Annotated in this window: 16 protein-coding genes; 13 read left to right on the top strand and 3 right to left on the bottom strand. The window is 63.6% G+C overall.

What is annotated here, in order from left to right; genetic code table 11:
* Window positions 1-390: 390 nt before the first annotated feature.
* A complete protein-coding gene (locus HB630_RS11955; RefSeq protein ID WP_213772468.1) occupies window positions 391-1,068 on the top strand; it encodes a siderophore-interacting protein in 678 nt (225 codons plus the stop codon).
* 69 nt (window positions 1,069-1,137) lie between these two features.
* On the opposite strand, the gene xth is transcribed toward HB630_RS11955, so the two are convergent.
* Window positions 1,138-1,929 (bottom strand): exodeoxyribonuclease III, encoded by a 792-nt coding sequence (gene xth, locus HB630_RS11950; RefSeq protein ID WP_213772467.1) that lies wholly within the window; start codon window positions 1,927-1,929, stop codon window positions 1,138-1,140.
* A gap of 14 nt (window positions 1,930-1,943) precedes the next feature.
* On the bottom strand, window positions 1,944-2,273 hold the full coding sequence (gene erpA, locus HB630_RS11945) for an iron-sulfur cluster insertion protein ErpA (protein ID WP_213772466.1): 330 nt from the start codon (window positions 2,271-2,273) through the stop codon (window positions 1,944-1,946).
* A 185-nt stretch (window positions 2,274-2,458) separates the two neighbouring features.
* On the opposite strand from erpA, the gene HB630_RS11940 reads away from it, so the two are divergent.
* The 10 genes from HB630_RS11940 (at window position 2,459) to serS (ending at window position 13,169) form a co-directional block, all read left to right on the top strand.
* Window positions 2,459-3,673, top strand: a complete 1,215-nt coding sequence (locus HB630_RS11940) for a deoxyguanosinetriphosphate triphosphohydrolase (RefSeq protein WP_346656080.1) — start codon at window positions 2,459-2,461, stop codon at window positions 3,671-3,673.
* Between the two features lie 10 nt (window positions 3,674-3,683).
* A complete protein-coding gene (gene argS / locus HB630_RS11935) occupies window positions 3,684-5,477 on the top strand; it encodes an arginine--tRNA ligase (protein ID WP_213772465.1) in 1,794 nt (597 codons plus the stop codon).
* Window positions 5,478-5,586: 109 nt separating this feature from the next.
* Complete coding sequence (locus HB630_RS11930) at window positions 5,587-7,221, top strand: SPOR domain-containing protein (protein ID WP_213772464.1); 1,635 nt, start codon at window positions 5,587-5,589, stop codon at window positions 7,219-7,221.
* A gap of 45 nt (window positions 7,222-7,266) precedes the next feature.
* On the top strand, window positions 7,267-8,295 hold the full coding sequence (gene nagZ, locus HB630_RS11925; RefSeq protein WP_213772463.1) for a beta-N-acetylhexosaminidase: 1,029 nt from the start codon (window positions 7,267-7,269) through the stop codon (window positions 8,293-8,295).
* Window positions 8,292-9,122: a ScpA family protein gene (locus HB630_RS11920; protein WP_213772462.1), complete on the top strand. Its 831-nt coding sequence runs from the start codon at window positions 8,292-8,294 to the stop codon at window positions 9,120-9,122. Before nagZ ends, HB630_RS11920 begins: the two co-directional genes overlap by 4 nt.
* Window positions 9,123-9,141: 19 nt before the next feature.
* A complete protein-coding gene (scpB, locus tag HB630_RS11915; protein WP_213772461.1) occupies window positions 9,142-9,861 on the top strand; it encodes an SMC-Scp complex subunit ScpB in 720 nt (239 codons plus the stop codon).
* Between the two features lie 179 nt (window positions 9,862-10,040).
* Window positions 10,041-10,277 carry a twin-arginine translocase TatA/TatE family subunit gene (locus tag HB630_RS11910; RefSeq protein WP_213772460.1) on the top strand — a complete coding sequence of 79 codons (237 nt, stop codon included), beginning with the start codon at window positions 10,041-10,043 and terminating at the stop codon, window positions 10,275-10,277.
* Window positions 10,278-10,335: 58 nt separating this feature from the next.
* Entirely contained in the window at window positions 10,336-10,845 is a 510-nt protein-coding gene (tatB, locus tag HB630_RS11905; RefSeq protein ID WP_213772459.1) for a Sec-independent protein translocase protein TatB, read from the top strand.
* The gene (gene tatC / locus HB630_RS11900) at window positions 10,842-11,669 is read left to right on the top strand and encodes a twin-arginine translocase subunit TatC (protein ID WP_213772458.1); all 828 of its coding nucleotides are present in this window, start codon (window positions 10,842-10,844) and stop codon (window positions 11,667-11,669) included. The genes tatB and tatC overlap by 4 nt, the downstream gene beginning before the upstream one ends.
* Before the next feature lie 162 nt (window positions 11,670-11,831).
* Entirely contained in the window at window positions 11,832-13,169 is a 1,338-nt protein-coding gene (serS, locus tag HB630_RS11895) for a serine--tRNA ligase (protein WP_213772457.1), read from the top strand.
* Between the two features lie 47 nt (window positions 13,170-13,216).
* Here serS and HB630_RS11890 read toward each other — a convergent pair whose 3' ends face one another.
* Complete coding sequence (locus HB630_RS11890; RefSeq protein ID WP_213772456.1) at window positions 13,217-13,570, bottom strand: hypothetical protein; 354 nt, start codon at window positions 13,568-13,570, stop codon at window positions 13,217-13,219.
* Between the two features lie 272 nt (window positions 13,571-13,842).
* Here HB630_RS11890 and HB630_RS11885 point away from each other — a divergent pair, with 272 nt between their 5' ends.
* Both HB630_RS11885 and surE read left to right on the top strand, forming a co-directional pair.
* Window positions 13,843-14,241, top strand: a complete 399-nt coding sequence (locus tag HB630_RS11885; protein ID WP_213772455.1) for a hypothetical protein — start codon at window positions 13,843-13,845, stop codon at window positions 14,239-14,241.
* Window positions 14,242-14,376: 135 nt separating this feature from the next.
* Window positions 14,377-15,144: a 5'/3'-nucleotidase SurE gene (gene surE / locus HB630_RS11880; RefSeq protein WP_213772454.1), complete on the top strand. Its 768-nt coding sequence runs from the start codon at window positions 14,377-14,379 to the stop codon at window positions 15,142-15,144.
* The last annotated feature ends 107 nt before the right edge of the window (window positions 15,145-15,251 follow it).

Here is a 15,251-nt window from a genome sequence, read left to right as displayed (position 1 = left end):
AGCGTCTCGACCGCAAACCGCTGGCCCGGTATCTGGCGCAACGCTGCCTCACCGACCTCCGGTATCTTTGAACGATTCCAACAGTGCTGACCTGAAATCGCAATAGGTTGTCCCGTTTGCGTAATGCGGTCATTGCGTGGATTTCGTATTCTGGCTCCGACACTTGGCGCGTTCTATGGGGCCCGACGTGGATTCACTCAGTATCGAGCCCCTGGCGGTTATCTCGTTTATGTCCGCGCCTCCAAACGGCTTCTGCTCCCTCGATGAGGAGCGGGGCAAAAAGCTTGCGCTCGTGACGCGCCTGCTCGCTTAAGAGGATTACCCATGGCTCGCCCTCCCTATAGCCTCTTTCGCGTCGCCGCCGAACGCGTCGAATTGGTGACGCCGCACATGAAGCGGATCACCGTCGACGGGAGCCATTTGCCGGCGTTCCGGGCTGGATTGCCCGCCCAGTGGCTCAAGGTTTTCGCGCCTGGCGGCAACGAGCAGGCCATTGCGGGGCGCGCATATACGGTCCGACGTTTCGATCCGTTGTCGAAGAAGCTCGAACTCGACTTCGTCCTTCACGGAGACAACGGTCCAGTCTCGGCATGGGCGGCGCGTGTCAAACCCGGTGATCCGTTCGAGATCAGCGCCACACATCCGCGCAGCGGCTTTGCCGTCCAAAATTCAACGGAACACTATCTGCTGTTCGGCGACGAGACCGCGCTGCCGGCGATCGGGGGGATTCTCGAAGCTCTTCCGGCGCATGCGCGGGCAGACGTCTTCGTGGAAGTTGACGACGTCGGCGATGAACAAACCATCGACACCGTCGCTGCGGTCAATTTCAATTGGCTGCACCGCAAGGGCGGCGGACGATCTCTGTCCGGGAGTTTAGTGGAAGCCGCAAAAACTCTGGGGAGGCCCGACGAAAATACGGTCATCTGGATCGCGGCGGAGTCGTCAATCGTGACGTCGCTTCGCAAGCAGGCCTTGTCGGATTGGGGTGCTGATCGCCGACGCCTCCACGCTGCCGGCTATTGGAAGCGGGGCGAATCCGATCACAAGGATGATGAAGCCTTCGGGTGATCCGCGCGCAGCGTCAGCCATCGGACAAGATCGCGTCGCTTCGATTCTGATTCAATCAGAACCGAATTTCTAGGCCGCTTCCAGATCCAGATCGGCCCATACCGGCACATGGTCGGATGGTTTTTCCCAGGCGCGAACGTAGCTGTCCACGCCGACATCGATCAGCCGGTCGCCGGCCTGCGGCGACAGCAACAGATGATCGATGCGCAAGCCTGCGTTTTTCTGCCAGGCGCCGGCCTGATAGTCCCAGAACGTATACTGCCCGGGCGCGTCGGTGACGGCGCGCAGGGCGTCGGTCAAACCAAGCCCCAGCAGCGATTGAAAAGCCTCGCGGGTAACCGGGCGGAACAGGGCGTCGTTGGTCCAGGCCGCCGGATTATGAACGTCCGCCGCGGCTGGAATGACATTGAAATCGCCGGCCAGAATAAGTGGCTCTTCCGCTTTAAGCCGTTGCTTCGAGTATTCAAGAAGCCGCGACATCCATTTGAGCTTGTAGGGATATTTCTCTGTTTCCGGCGGGTTGCCATTGGGCAGGTAAAGACAGGCGACGCGCAGCACGCCCTGCTTCAGCGTCACCACGCCTTCCAGGAAGCGCGCATGCGCGTCCTCGTCGTCGCCGGCGAGGCCGGACTTGGTCTCGTCGAACGGCAGCTTCGATAGCAGCGCGACGCCGTTGAAGGTCTTCTGGCCGTGGGTGACGACGTTGTAGCCAAGTTCCTCGATCTCAAGCCGCGGAAACGCCTCGTCCACGCATTTGATTTCCTGCAGGCAGACGATGTCGGGCGAGCATTCCTTCAACCAGCTCAACAGATGTTCGAGCCGCTGCCGGACCGAATTCACATTCCAGGTCGCGATCCGCATGAACGCCCGCGTTTCTAGACGGAGAAGCTGGTGCCGCAGCCGCAGGATGCGGTGGCGTTGGGATTGACCACGCGGAACGACGCCCCGATCAGGTCATCGACAAAATCGACTTCCGAGCCGGCCAGGAACGGCACCGAGGCCGGGTCCACCAGCACCACGGCGCTGTCGCGTTCGATCACCAGATCGTCCTCGGCCTGCGCGCGCTCGACGCCGAACTTGTATTGAAAGCCCGAGCAACCGCCGCCCTCGACGCTGATCCGCAGCATGGCACCGTCGCCCTCGGTCTTGAGGATTTGCCCGATTCGGCGGGCGGCCCGCTCGGTGATGGTGACGGCTGTTGTCATCGCAAGGTCTCCACTGGAGCATGACCCGGAAAAGGCGGGAACCGGCTTTCCGAAAGGAGCATACTCAAACAACGAGATGAGATCATGATCCGGGTTCGCGTCATACCCAATTCATTTGTAACCGGCGCCTGACATAGTTAAGTGCGTAATCTCGTGGAATCAAATGGATAAGGACTAAAAATACCGTGTCGGTCGGAATGGCTGCTCCTCGTTCGGCCTATGCCTGCGACCCCGATCGCAGCCGCGGCCGGCTGTTTGACGAGCCGCCGAGCAAGACCCGCAGCCCGTTCCGGCGCGATTGTGACCGGGTGATCCATTCCACCGCTTTCCGCCGCCTGAAATACAAGACCCAGGTATTCGTGTTCCATGAAGGCGACCATTACCGCACCCGGCTCACCCATACGCTGGAAGTGGCGCAGATCGCCCGCGCGCTTGCCCGGCAGCTCGGCCTCGACGAGGACCTCACGGAAACGCTGGCGCTGGCTCATGATCTCGGCCATCCGCCATTCGGCCATGCCGGCGAGCGGGCGCTCGATGCCTGTCTGCGCGATGACGGCGGGTTCGATCACAACGCGCAGACCCTGCGGGTTGTGACCGCCCTGGAACATCGCTATCCCGAATTCGACGGGCTCAATTTGACCTGGGAATCGTTGGAGGGAATCGTCAAGCACAACGGCCCGCTCGCCGCGCGAAACGGCGATGCGCTCGGACGCTATCGCGAGCGCGGCGTCCCGGTCGGGATTTCGGATTTTGTCGGCGCCTATGACCTGGAATTATGGAGTTTCGCGTCGCTGGAGGCGCAAGTGGCCGCCATCGCCGACGACATCGCCTATGACGCCCATGACATCGACGATGGCCTGCGCGCCGGATTGTTTGAGGTCGACGATCTCAAGGTGATGCCGCTCACGGCCGAGATCATCGCCGGGATCGACCGGCGTTATCCCGGGCTCGATCATGACAGGCGCGGCGCGGAGCTGGTGCGGGAGCTGATTTCCCGTTTCATCGGCGCGGTGGTGTCGGAGGCCGGGCGGCGGCTCGACGCCGCGCAACCCCGGTCGGCCGACGAGGTCCGTGGCTATGGCGAGGCGCTGATCGCGTTTTCGGCGCCGGTGGCGCAGGCCGAAGCCGAGATCAAATCATTCCTGCACCATCGGATGTACCGGCATCCGCGGGTGATGCGGGTGATGGGCGAGGCCGAGACCATCCTGTTCGATCTGTTCGCGCGCTATCAGAACAACCCCGGCGATCTGCCCCGCGAATGGACGCCGCCCGGCGGTCCGGAGGCCGAATCCGGCACCGGGCGCGCCCGGCGGATCGGCAATTTCATCGCCGGGATGACCGACCGTTTTGCCCTGACCGAGCACCAGCGGCTTTTTGACTCGACCCCGGATTTGCGTTAGGCGGCGGCTTATGGCCGAAAAACCCTCTCCCCAGCATCTTTTTGCCGACGTGCTTTCGCGCGTGCATGCGGTTTGCGGCGCGCTGGCCGCCGAAGCCGGATGGCCCGCGGGCATCGATCTGTCGCGCGTGGTGGTCGAGCCGCCGCGCGATGCGGCGCATGGCGACATGGCGACCAACGCGGCGATGGTGCTGGCCAAGGAAGCCAAGGCAAAGCCGCGCGATCTCGCCGAGCAGATCGCAGCCCGGTTGCGCAACGACGATCTGGTTGCCTCGGTCGATGTCGCCGGTCCCGGCTTCATCAATCTCACCTTGAAGCCGTCGGCCTGGTCGGACGCGTTGCGTACGGTGCTGCGCGCGGGCGCTTCCTACGGCCGAAGCGCGGCAGGGGCTATCGGCAAGATCGATGTCGAATATGTTTCCGCCAACCCGACCGGTCCGATGCATGTCGGCCATTGCCGCGGCGCGGTGTTCGGCGATGCGCTGGCGAGCCTGCTGGCGTTTGCCGGTTATGACGTCACCCGCGAATATTACATCAACGACGCCGGCGCACAGGTCGACGTGCTCGCGCGCTCGGCGTTCCTGCGCTACCGCGAGGCGCTCGGCGAGACCATCGGTGAGATTCCGGAAGGGCTTTATCCCGGCGACTATCTGAAGCCGGTCGGGCAAGCACTCGCGGTCGAACATGGCGACAAGCTGCTGGCGATGGCGGAAGCCGCGTGGCTGCCGATCATGCGCGCCAAGGCGATTTCGATGATGATGGCGATGATCAAGGAGGATCTCGCCGCGCTCAACATCAAGCATGATGTTTTCTTCTCCGAGCGCTCGCTGATCGAAGGCGGCAACAACCGCGTCGCCGAGACGATCGATTATCTCCGTTCCAAAGGCGATGTCTACGAAGGACGCCTGCCGCCGCCGAAAGGCGCGCCGGTCGACGATTATGAAGACCGCGAGCAGACGCTGTTTCGCGCCACCGCCTATGGCGACGATGTCGACCGGCCGCTGCTCAAGTCCGACGGCAGCTACACTTATTTCGCGTCCGACATCGCCTATCACAAGGACAAGTTCGATCGCGGCTTCGGCAACCTCGTCGATGTCTGGGGCGCCGATCATGGCGGCTATATCAAGCGCATGCAGGCTGCGGTCAAAGCCGTCACCTCGGGCCAGGCGGCGCTGGATGTGAAGATCGTCCAGCTCGTCAAGTTGCTGCGTAACGGCGAGCCGGTGAAGATGTCGAAGCGGTCCGGCGATTTCGTTACGCTGCGCGAGGTGGTCGACGAGGTCGGTTCCGACGCCGTGCGCTTCATGATGTTGTTCCGCAAGAACGATGCGGTGCTGGACTTCGACCTCGCCAAGGTTCGTGAGCAGTCCAAGGACAACCCGGTGTTCTATGTGCAGTATGGACATGCCCGCGGCTATTCGATCTTCCGCAACGCCCGCGAGGTGATCCCGGACCTGCCGGACGAGATCGATGCGCGGGCCGCCTTCCTGGGCGAATCGGCGCTGGAGCGGCTGACCGATCCGGCGGAACTCAGCCTGCTCAGGCAGCTTGCTTTGTACCCGCGATTGATTGACGCAGCGGCCGCGGCCCACGAGCCGCACCGAATCGCCTTTTATCTATATGATTTGGCCAGTGAATTTCATGCACTTTGGACGAAAGGCCGCGATTTGCCCTATTTACGCTTCATTATCAATAATGATGCAGAAATCACGAAGGCGCGACTGGCCATGGTCCAGGGCGTCGTCTCGGTTCTGGCATCGGGGTTGGCCGTTCTTGGCGTCCATGCCCCGGACGAGATGCGGTAGGCGGGGGCAATTCCCTCAGATGGGGGTCTGTGGGGGTATCTGGCGGCCGTCGACCCGTCTGCTATGACGGGTTGTCGGCTTTCCTTTCCCGAGGGGACGCATCATCACGATGGCTGATCGATATCAGAACAGACCTTTTCCCGGCGGCGACAACTATCATCGCGGCGACGATCCTCATGAGTCGTCACGGATCGAGAGCGATCCGCTGGCCGAGCTTGCGCGCCTGATCGGCCAGACCGATCCGTTTGGCAGCGCCGCCACGGGCCGGAGCCAGCCGCCGCCGAGAGCCGTCGCGCGGGAGCCTTACTATCCCCCGGCAGACTATTCCCCGGCAGAGCCGGAAGATCCGCCTCCGGCGGGGCCTCCGCCCTGGATGCAGCGTGCGACACGGCAGGAAGCGACGACGCAGAACTATACCAGCCAGAACTATCCGGATCAGGACGATCTGAATCAGCATGACCCGAATCAGCGCTACGCGGGTCAAACCTACCCGGCGCAACATCATCCGGCTCAGCACTACCCCGCTCAGCATTATCCGGATCCGGGTCGAAACTATCCACGCGAGGATCATCCCGGAGCTGAGCATCCGCTGCGCCGATATGCGGCCCAGCATCCCGAGCCCGCGCAGGGCTACGATCCGGCGCCGGCTTTCGCCCCGGCTGAGCCGCAGCTTGATCCGTCCCGGTACGACGAGGCGCTGTTTGGCCAGATCGAGACCGGCAGACAGGAAGCGCAGTACGGGCAGGCCTATTCGGACGACCCGTACGTCTATCAGGACGGCTACGACGACAGCGTCGAGGAGGAGGCCCCGAGACGTCGCGGCGGTCTTGCCACCGTCGTGGCGGTTCTCGTCCTGGCGGTGGTCGGGACGGGCGCCGCGTTCGCCTATCGCACCTATCTCGGATCGCCGCGCAGCGGCGAGCCTCCGGTCATCAGGGCGGATACCAGCCCGACCAAGATCATCCCGGCGCCTTCCGACGGAAGCGGCAAGATGCCGGATCGTCTCGCCTCCGCCGACAGTTCGGAAAAGATCGTCCCGCGCGAGGAAGCGCCGGTCGACGTCAATGCCAACGTCAATTCCGGGGCGCGGATGGTGTTCCCGCCGCTGAACCAGAATCCGAATCCGCCGCCGGTCGCGAGCGTGACTTCAAGCGCGCTGCCGCCGAATGCCGGAAATGGCACGGTCGCGAACAGCCAGCCGCGCAAGATCAAGACGTTGTCGTTTCGGGGGGATGACACCGACGCTTCCACGGCGCCCGCGACGCCGCCGCCTGCGCCGGAGCCTTCTGCGGTAAGGTCGATTCCCGTCACGCGTCCGGCGGCCATTCCGAGAACCCCGGCGGCAGCGGCCAACGCCAATGCTTCGGCTTCCAATGCGCCGCTGTCGCTGGCGCCGCAGCCGGCCCAGACGGCTCCTGCACCGGCGCCGCGTACCCAGGTCGCGACCAGCACTCCGGAGCCGATCGCGCCCAGCAGCGTGCCGGGCGCGGTCGCGAGCGGCTACATGGTGCAAGTCTCATCGCAGCGCAACGAGGCCGATGCGCAGACCTCCTACCGGGTGCTGCAAGGCAAGTTCCCTGCCGTGCTGGGATCGCACTCGCCCGTGATCCGGAAGGCTGATCTCGGCGACAAGGGTATCTATTACCGCGCCATGGTCGGGCCGTTCGGGTCGTCCGAGGAGGCGTCGCAGTTCTGCGGCAGCCTCAGAAGCGCGGGCGGCCAATGCGTCATCCAAAGGAATTGATGGCGGTTTCCTTGACCCCTCAGGGCGCGCGGGCTAATCGGCCGCATGAGCACGCGCGCTTTCATCACAGGCATCTCCGGGATGGAATTGAGCGCTGCCGAGCGCGAATTCATCCGCTCCGAACGGCCCTGGGGATTTATTCTTTTCCGGCGAAACGTCGAAGAGCCGCGGCAAGTCGCTAAACTGGTTCAAGAATTACGGGATGTTGTCGGCCATCCGGACGCACCGGTCCTGATCGATCAGGAGGGCGGCCGGGTGCAGCGCCTGCGCCCACCGAGCTGGCCGGCCTATCCGGCAGGCGCGGTCTTCGGCGCGCTCTACGACATCGATCCCGCGCTCGGGCTGCTGGCGGCGCGGTTGAGCGCCCGGCTGATTGCGGCCGATCTGGCCGATCTCGGAATCACCGTTGATTGTCTGCCGCTGGCGGATGTGCCCGTCGATGGCGCCGACAGTGTGATCGGCGATCGGGCCTATGGAACCGAGCCCGGCAAGGTCGCAGCGATCGCGCGGGCGGTCGCCGAAGGCCTGGAGCAGGGTGGTGTATTACCGGTACTCAAGCACATTCCGGGACATGGCAGGGCTACGGCGGACAGCCATCTCAGCCTTCCGACGGTCGATACGCCTAAAATGGAGCTGGAACGGACCGATTTTGCCGCGTTCCGGCCATTGGCGGACTTGCCGATGGCCATGACCGCACATGTTGTGTTTAGCGCGCTGGACCCCGCCCATCCGGCGACGACTTCTGCGACAATCATCGAGCAGGTGATTCGCGGCGGTATCGGGTTCCAGGGTTTGTTGATGAGTGATGACGTGTCCATGAATGCGCTGGCGGGGTCGATCGCCGAGCGGACCCGGTCTATCATCACCGCAGGCTGCGACATGATCCTGCATTGCAACGGCCTATTGGATGAAATGCGGGCGGTCGCCGGCGAAGCGCCGGAATTGTCCGGCAAGGCGCTGCAGCGGGCCAGGCGGGCGCTGGCGTCGCGCAAGGCGCCGCAACCGTTCGACCGGCTCGCCGGGCGGGCGCAACTGGATGCCCTGATTGATCGGGCAGGGATGAATAGCGCATGAGCGCGGAAATTCTGTCATTTGAAACCGGGCGGCCCGCCGCCGAGCTTGCCGAAGGCGAGCCGTCGCTGGTCGTGGACGTTGAGGGCTATGAAGGCCCGCTCGATCTGTTGCTGGCGCTGGCCCGGCAGCAGAAGGTCGATCTCGCCAAGATTTCCATCCTGGCGCTGGCGGATCAGTATCTGGCGTTTATCGAAGAGGCCCGAAAAATCCGCCTCGAACTCGCCGCCGACTATCTGGTGATGGCGGCGTGGCTGGCGTTCCTGAAATCGCGCCTGTTGCTGCCCGAACCCGCAACCCCTGACGGTCCCAGCGCCGAGGAAATGGCGACCGCACTCGCCAATCGCCTGCGCCGGCTCGAAGCGATCCGTGAAGCCGCCAACCGGCTGATGAATCGTCCGCAGTTTCAGCGCGATATTTTCCCGCGCGGCTGTCCCGAGTCGATCGCGGAAATCAAGCACCCGAAATTCACCGCGACCCTGTTCGATCTGCTCTCGGCCTATGCCGTGCAACGCCAGCAGAATGTGCTGACGACGGTGCATCTGGCCAAACGCACGGTGTGGTCGCTGGCCGAAGCGAGGGCCACGCTCGAGCGTCTCGTCGGGCTGGCCGAGGACTGGGGTTGCCTCGACGACTATCTGATGAGCTACGTCGCCGACTCCTCGCAAAAGGCCACCGTATTTGCCTCGAGTTTCGCCGCCGCGCTGGAACTGGTGCGGGAAGGCGAAATGGAACTGAACCAGAAAGAGGCGTTCGCGCCGCTCTATTTCCGGAAGCGTGTGGCGCAAGCATCCGGCGCAATGTCGGCGCCCGATGTGACGGCTGAGTAAAGTGGAAGGAGACCAAGCCATGGCAAGCCTGGCGGAAAAACGCATCGAAGACGCGGAGGAGCGGCCTGTTGATCCGCAGGCGCGGCCCGAGGAATTGCGGCTCCTGGAAGCGTTGCTGTTTGCCTCCGCCGAACCGCTCGACCAGGCCGCGCTTGCCAAACGGATGCCCGAGGGCGTCGATATCAAGGCGGCGCTGTTGCAGTTGCAGGCGGACTATGCCTCGCGGGGCGTCAATCTCGTGCGTGTCTCCAACAAATGGACGTTCCGCACGGCGGGCGATCTCGCTTGGCTGATGACGCGTGAAAGCACCGAGACGCGACGGCTGTCGCGTGCCGCGATCGAGGTTCTGGCGATCATCGCCTATCACCAGCCGGTGACGCGTGCCGAGATCGAGGAAATCCGCGGCGTGATCACCTCGAAGGGAACGCTGGACGTGCTGCTCGAAACCGGCTGGATCCGGCCGCGCGGTCGCCGCAAGACGCCGGGCCGTCCGCTGACATTCGGAACGACGGAGGCCTTCCTGTCGCAGTTCAGCCTGGAGGCGCTCGGTGACCTGCCGGGGCTGGAAGAGCTGAAGGGGACGGGATTGTTGGATTCCCGGTTGCCGACCGGCTTTACGGTGCCCAATCCGTCGGATGATCCGTCCTTGCGGGAGGACGAGGATCCGCTGGAGCCGGGCGATGATCTGGAACTTGCGCTGGCGCCGGCTGTCGAACCTGAAAAGGGCGAGGGAAGCTAGTTTCACGGGGGCATGTCCCTGGCCCGTAGCCACACCGTTCCAGGTTAACAATAGCGAACGGGAGGTCGTCCCGAGCTGGATTTGCCGCGGCTTAAGTCCTTGTTTTTGACACCTCCGGAGCCTACTTTGCGGTGAGGGCGAGGCTGGGCGGTTCGCCCGGACGTTTGGAGGATTGCAGGATGGGTTCGCTTAGCATTTGGCACTGGATCATTGTGATCGCAGTCGTCCTGCTGTTGTTCGGCCGCGGCAAGATCTCGGATCTGATGGGCGACGTCGCGCAGGGCATCAAGGCATTCAAGAAGGGCATGCAGGACGATGACACGACTGCGGAAAAGCCCGAGCCGGTGAAGTCGATCGATCATGGCGCGGCATCTTCCACGGCGGCGCGGACGGACGTCGGCAGCAAGGCTGTCTGAACGGGACTGCGGCAAAGCCGTCGCGGCGGGTGATCGCCTCGCGTGAGCGGAAATTTCCATGTTTGACATCGGGTGGAGTGAACTGGCCCTCATCGCGGTTGTCGCGCTGATTGCCATCGGCCCGAAGGAATTGCCCGGTGTGCTGCGTACGGTCGGGCAGTGGGTGGGCAAGGCGCGGCGGATGGCCGCCGAATTCCAGGGCCAGTTCCAGGAAGCCATGCGCGAGGCCGAAATGGCCGACCTCAAGAAAAGCTTCGACGAAGTGAAGGAGGCCGCGAGCGGCTTCACGAAGGGCGGTATCATGACGTCGCTGCAAAAGGACGTCACTAGCGCCCTGCGTATCGACGATTTCGACAAGCCGCTGGATTCCCAGTCGGCGCCGGCCTCATCGGATGCCGGCGCGTCGGCAATTCCATCGATGCCGCCCCCGGGAGTTTCCCCTGAAGCCGAGGTCCGCGCGACCGCTGGCGAACCGCTGGCGATCACGCATGACGCCGAGCCTCCATCCGCGCCGCAGGATAGCCCGCCTGCCGAGCCTGACGCCCTCAAGGACGCCCGCGCGTCATGAGCGCCGAAGATATCGAGGCCAGCAAAGCACCGCTGATGGACCACCTGATCGAGCTGCGTTCGCGGCTGATCAAGGCGCTGCTCGGCTTTGGCGTCGCCTTCATCTTCTGCTTCTTCTTCGCCAAGCAGATCTACAACGTGCTGGTGTGGCCCTTCGTCTGGGTCGCGGGTCCGGAAAACTCCAAATTCATCTACACCGCGCTGCTCGAATATTTCATTACCCAGTTGAAGCTGGCGCTGTTCGGCGCGGGCTTCATCTCGTTCCCGATCGTGGCGACGCAGATCTACAAATTCGTGGCGCCCGGCCTCTACAAGCATGAACGCGGCGCGTTCCTGCCCTATCTGATCGCGACCCCGATCTTCTTCGTGGCGGGCGCGATGCTGGTCTATTTCGTCGTATTCCCGATGCTGATCCGCTTCTCGCTCGGGATGCAGCAGGCCGGCGGTCCGGATAGCGCGCAGATCCAGTTGCTGCCGAAGGTCGGTGAATATCTGTCGCTGATGATGTCGCTGATCTTCGCCTTCGGCATCGCGTTCCAACTGCCGGTGATCCTGACGCTGTTGGGACGGATCGGCATCATCACTTCCAAGCAATTGCGCGACAAGCGCCGTTATTTCGTCGTGGTTGCCTTCGTCATTGCTGCCGTGCTGACACCGCCCGATGTGCTGAGCCAGGCCTCGCTCGCGATCCCGCTGCTGGCGCTCTACGAAGGCTCGATTATTTCCGTGCGCATCGTGGAGAAGAGGGCCGCTGCCGCCAACGCCGCTGCCGCTTCGCCGCCCCCCGCGACCCCGCCGCCACCGGCCGCCGATCCCGCGGAGTAGGGCGGACGGGGAGCGCCTAGCGGCCTCACGGTTCTACCGCTGACGCTCTGGAATACTGGATCACCCGCCTTCGCGGGTGATGACGGATATGGTACTGCAAGCCCGCTGTAAAATGTCAACGTATACGTCGTTTGACGACTAAGGGCTCAGGACTGAACCGCCATGCACGACATCAAATCGATCCGCGAGAACCCCGAGGCTTTCGACGCGGCGTTGAAGCGGCGCGGGCTGAAACCTTTGTCCTCGTCGCTGCTGGCGATCGACGAAAAGCGCCGCGCGGCGATCCTGGCGTCCGAACAGGCGCAGGCGCGGCGAAACGCGGCATCCAAGGAAATCGGCGACGCCAAGAAGGCAAAGGACGAGGCCCGCGCCGCCAAGCTGATGGCCGAGGTCACCGAACTCAAGACCACGATGCCGCAGCTCGAACAGGCGGCGAAGGCGGCCGACGAGGAGCTGGCGAAAGAACTCGCCGCGATTCCGAACCTGCCGGCCGACGACGTTCCCGAGGGCGCCGACGAGCACGGCAATGTGCAGCGTCATATCTTCGGGGCCAAGCGGCATTATGCCTTCACGCCGAAGCTGCACGACGATCTCGGCGAAGCGCTCGGCTACATGGATTTCGAGAGCGCCGCAAAACTGAGCGGCGCGCGTTTTGTGGTGCTGAAAAAAGATCTGGCAAGGCTGGAACGCGCGATCGGCCAATTCATGCTCGATCTCCATACCAATGAGCATGGCTATACCGAAATCAATCCGCCGTTGCTGGTGCGTGACGATGTGATGTTCGGTACCGGGCAATTGCCTAAGTTTGAAGACGATCAATTCTGGGCCATCAAGGGTGAATTGCTGGCCGCTGCTGACGGCAGATTGCGTACCGAGCGCCTCGGTCTTATTCCCACCGCCGAGGTACCGCTGACAAATCTCGTCCGCGAATCCATCGTCGACGAAAAAGAATTGCCGATGCGCCTGACCGCGCTGACGCCGTGTTTCCGCGCCGAAGCGGGCGCGGCGGGGCGCGACACCCGCGGCATGATCCGCCAGCATCAATTCACAAAAGTCGAGCTGGTTTCGGTCACTACGCCGGAGGCGAGCAAGGATGAGCATGAGCGGATGCTGGCCTGCGCCGAGGAAGTGTTGCGGCAGCTCGATCTGCATTACCGGGTGATGGTCCTGTGCTCCGGCGATATGGGTTTTTCGGCGCAGAAGACCTACGACATCGAGGTCTGGATGCCGGGCCAGGGCGAGGGCGGGGCGTATCGGGAAATCTCGAGCTGCTCGGTGTGCGGCGATTTCCAGGCGCGCCGGATGGATGCGCGCTATCGCGGCAGCGACGGCAAGCCGCGCTTCGTCCACACGCTGAACGGTTCCGGCACCGCGGTCGGCCGTGCCTTGATCGCGGTCATGGAGACCTATCAGCAGCAAGACGGCTCGATCGCCGTGCCCGATGTGTTGCAGCCCTATATGGGCGGGCTGAAAGTGATCTCCAGGGAAGACTCGAAGTAGGGATCATCCCCGCCGGTCTGAACCGGCGGGTCGTTGTCGAGGAAAATCTATCCGCAGAGCTGAACGGGCCGAATGCGCCAGCCGTGGCGGGTCCGCACCCGGCGACGAATGACGTAGCAGTCGTCATCATCATAGTCGTTATAGGCGTAGGGATAGTAGTCGTCGTAATACGGGCCGAAGCCCAGCCCTATGAACGCATGCCGGCGGAAGCCGCCATGAAAGCCGCCACCGTGGAATCCGCCGCCGTGAAACCCTCCGGCGAAGCCACCGTGAAAGCCGCCGCCAAAGCCGTGGCCTCCGCCGCCACCATGACCGCCGCCGCCGCCGCGGGCTGAAGCTGCTGTCGGTTGAAGCAAGCCGACGGCTGCCGCCGCCAACAGCACCAGTATCGATTTCCGCATCGTAAGTTCCTCCACCTTTCGGAAGACGTCGCTCCCGAGATTGAGGACACTTGTCCCCCGCGATTATTCGAGCGCCCGACAGTCAACTGAGCGTGACACAATCCGCGCGCGAGCAGCTCCGAACGCATGGTTTCGGAACGCGTGGCTTGGGCAATCATGGCTTCGGCAATATCGGCTTGCGAGTGGGTTCGCTGTTGCGAAGGCGCGGCCTCGCGCTATCCTTGGCGTCGGCCTGCGGCGAATATTTTGCAGGAAACGAAGTTTTTTGAAAAATGCCTTTGCACCGCGACATCTATTGGCTCGGCCGCCAATGGGCCGTGACCGGCTACGGCATGCAGGCGGTCAACCAGAAGCGGCATGGCAGCTTCGACGTCGAGGCCTCGCGGCTTTGGGACGATGCCGTGCTGGAACGGTTGCGCACGGAAGATTGGTTCAACGCCGAGGACTTCAACAAGGGGCTGACCATTGCCCGGGCGCGTCATCCGCAACCGCTGCGGCAGGCCGAGCCGCCGCGAGATTCCGTTCCGCCACCGGAGCAGGGCGCCCACGCGCCGCCGAAAGCGGAGGTCACACCCGGGCCGCCGGCACAGGCCGCCGCGAAATTCGACTGGCGCGTTGGCAGCTGGCCGGCGAAATTCACCTCGCTCTGGCGCGTTCGCGCCAAAGGCTGACCGGACGCTCCTGCGCCCGCGCCGGTCGCGGATGGCTGTTCTGCCGGTATTTTCAGGGTTTGCCTCGGCCGCGCGGGGCGGATAAGACGGCACAGCGGCCATTCGTGGAATCGATCGAAAAGGGCATTCATCGGGATGCGAATCCTCTGCACCAACGACGACGGCATCCACGCCCCCGGTTTGAAGATCGTCGAGCAGATCGCGCGCGAACTGTCCGACGACGTCTGGGTGGTGGCGCCCGAGCTCGATCAGTCCGGCGTCTCGCATTCGCTGTCGCTGAACGATCCGCTGCGGCTGCGCGAAGTCGGCCCGCGGCATTTCGCGGTGCGGGGCACGCCGACCGACTGCGTGATCATGGGGGCGCGTCATATCCTCGGCGAGACCCGGCCGGATCTCGTGCTGTCGGGCGTCAACAGGGGCCGCAATGTCGCGGAGGACGTGGTTTATTCCGGTACCATTGCCGGCGCGCTCGAAGGCACGATACTGGGGCTGCCGTCATTCGCGCTGTCGCAGGAATTCAGCCTGGAGACCCGCAACGCGCCGCTATGGGATACCGCGCTGAAATTCGGCCCCGAGATCCTGCGCAAGGTGATCGCCGCCGGCGTGCCCAGGGACACCGTGATCAACGTCAATTTCCCGTCCTGCGCGCCCGATGAGGTCGTTGGCGTACGGGTGACGCGGCAGGGCAAGCGCAATCTCGGTTTCCTGAAGATCGACCAGCGCCGCGACGGCCGCGGCAATCCGTATTTCTGGATCGGGTTCGAGCGTTTGACCAAGGCCGACACGCCGGCTCCGGGCACCGACCTCGCCGCGCTGGCCGGCCGTTACGTGTCGGTGACGCCGTTGCGGCTCGATCGCACCGACGAGGCGTTTTCCGAAGCGCTGGCGGCGACGCTGAAATAGGCCTGTTCCGTCGTTGCGGGGAGCCGCAGCAATCCAGTCTTTCTCTGGCTTTGGATTGTACTTCGCGAAGCCTGTCATCGGACGGCGCTTCGCGCCGACCCGTTGGC

This window comes from Bradyrhizobium sp. dw_78, assembly GCF_018449525.1.
In the GTDB taxonomy this organism is placed as follows: Bacteria; Pseudomonadota; Alphaproteobacteria; order Rhizobiales; family Xanthobacteraceae; genus Bradyrhizobium.
This window is presented reverse-complemented; position numbering and strand designations above follow the sequence as displayed.

Excerpts from the sequence above, each read along its gene's own strand:
- HB630_RS11955 (WP_213772468.1), top strand. The coding sequence starts at position 391 with ATGAAGCGGATCACCGTCGACGGGAGCCATTTGCCGGCGTTCCGGGCT.
- xth (WP_213772467.1), bottom strand. The coding sequence starts at position 1,929 with ATGCGGATCGCGACCTGGAATGTGAATTCGGTCCGGCAGCGGCTCGAA.
- erpA (WP_213772466.1), bottom strand. The coding sequence starts at position 2,273 with ATGACAACAGCCGTCACCATCACCGAGCGGGCCGCCCGCCGAATCGGG.
- argS (WP_213772465.1), top strand. The coding sequence starts at position 3,684 with ATGGCCGAAAAACCCTCTCCCCAGCATCTTTTTGCCGACGTGCTTTCG.
- HB630_RS11930 (WP_213772464.1), top strand. The coding sequence starts at position 5,587 with ATGGCTGATCGATATCAGAACAGACCTTTTCCCGGCGGCGACAACTAT.
- nagZ (WP_213772463.1), top strand. The coding sequence starts at position 7,267 with ATGAGCACGCGCGCTTTCATCACAGGCATCTCCGGGATGGAATTGAGC.
- HB630_RS11920 (WP_213772462.1), top strand. The coding sequence starts at position 8,292 with ATGAGCGCGGAAATTCTGTCATTTGAAACCGGGCGGCCCGCCGCCGAG.
- scpB (WP_213772461.1), top strand. The coding sequence starts at position 9,142 with ATGGCAAGCCTGGCGGAAAAACGCATCGAAGACGCGGAGGAGCGGCCT.
- HB630_RS11910 (WP_213772460.1), top strand. The coding sequence starts at position 10,041 with ATGGGTTCGCTTAGCATTTGGCACTGGATCATTGTGATCGCAGTCGTC.
- tatB (WP_213772459.1), top strand. The coding sequence starts at position 10,336 with ATGTTTGACATCGGGTGGAGTGAACTGGCCCTCATCGCGGTTGTCGCG.
- tatC (WP_213772458.1), top strand. The coding sequence starts at position 10,842 with ATGAGCGCCGAAGATATCGAGGCCAGCAAAGCACCGCTGATGGACCAC.
- serS (WP_213772457.1), top strand. The coding sequence starts at position 11,832 with ATGCACGACATCAAATCGATCCGCGAGAACCCCGAGGCTTTCGACGCG.
- HB630_RS11890 (WP_213772456.1), bottom strand. The coding sequence starts at position 13,570 with ATGCGGAAATCGATACTGGTGCTGTTGGCGGCGGCAGCCGTCGGCTTG.
- HB630_RS11885 (WP_213772455.1), top strand. The coding sequence starts at position 13,843 with ATGCCTTTGCACCGCGACATCTATTGGCTCGGCCGCCAATGGGCCGTG.
- surE (WP_213772454.1), top strand. The coding sequence starts at position 14,377 with ATGCGAATCCTCTGCACCAACGACGACGGCATCCACGCCCCCGGTTTG.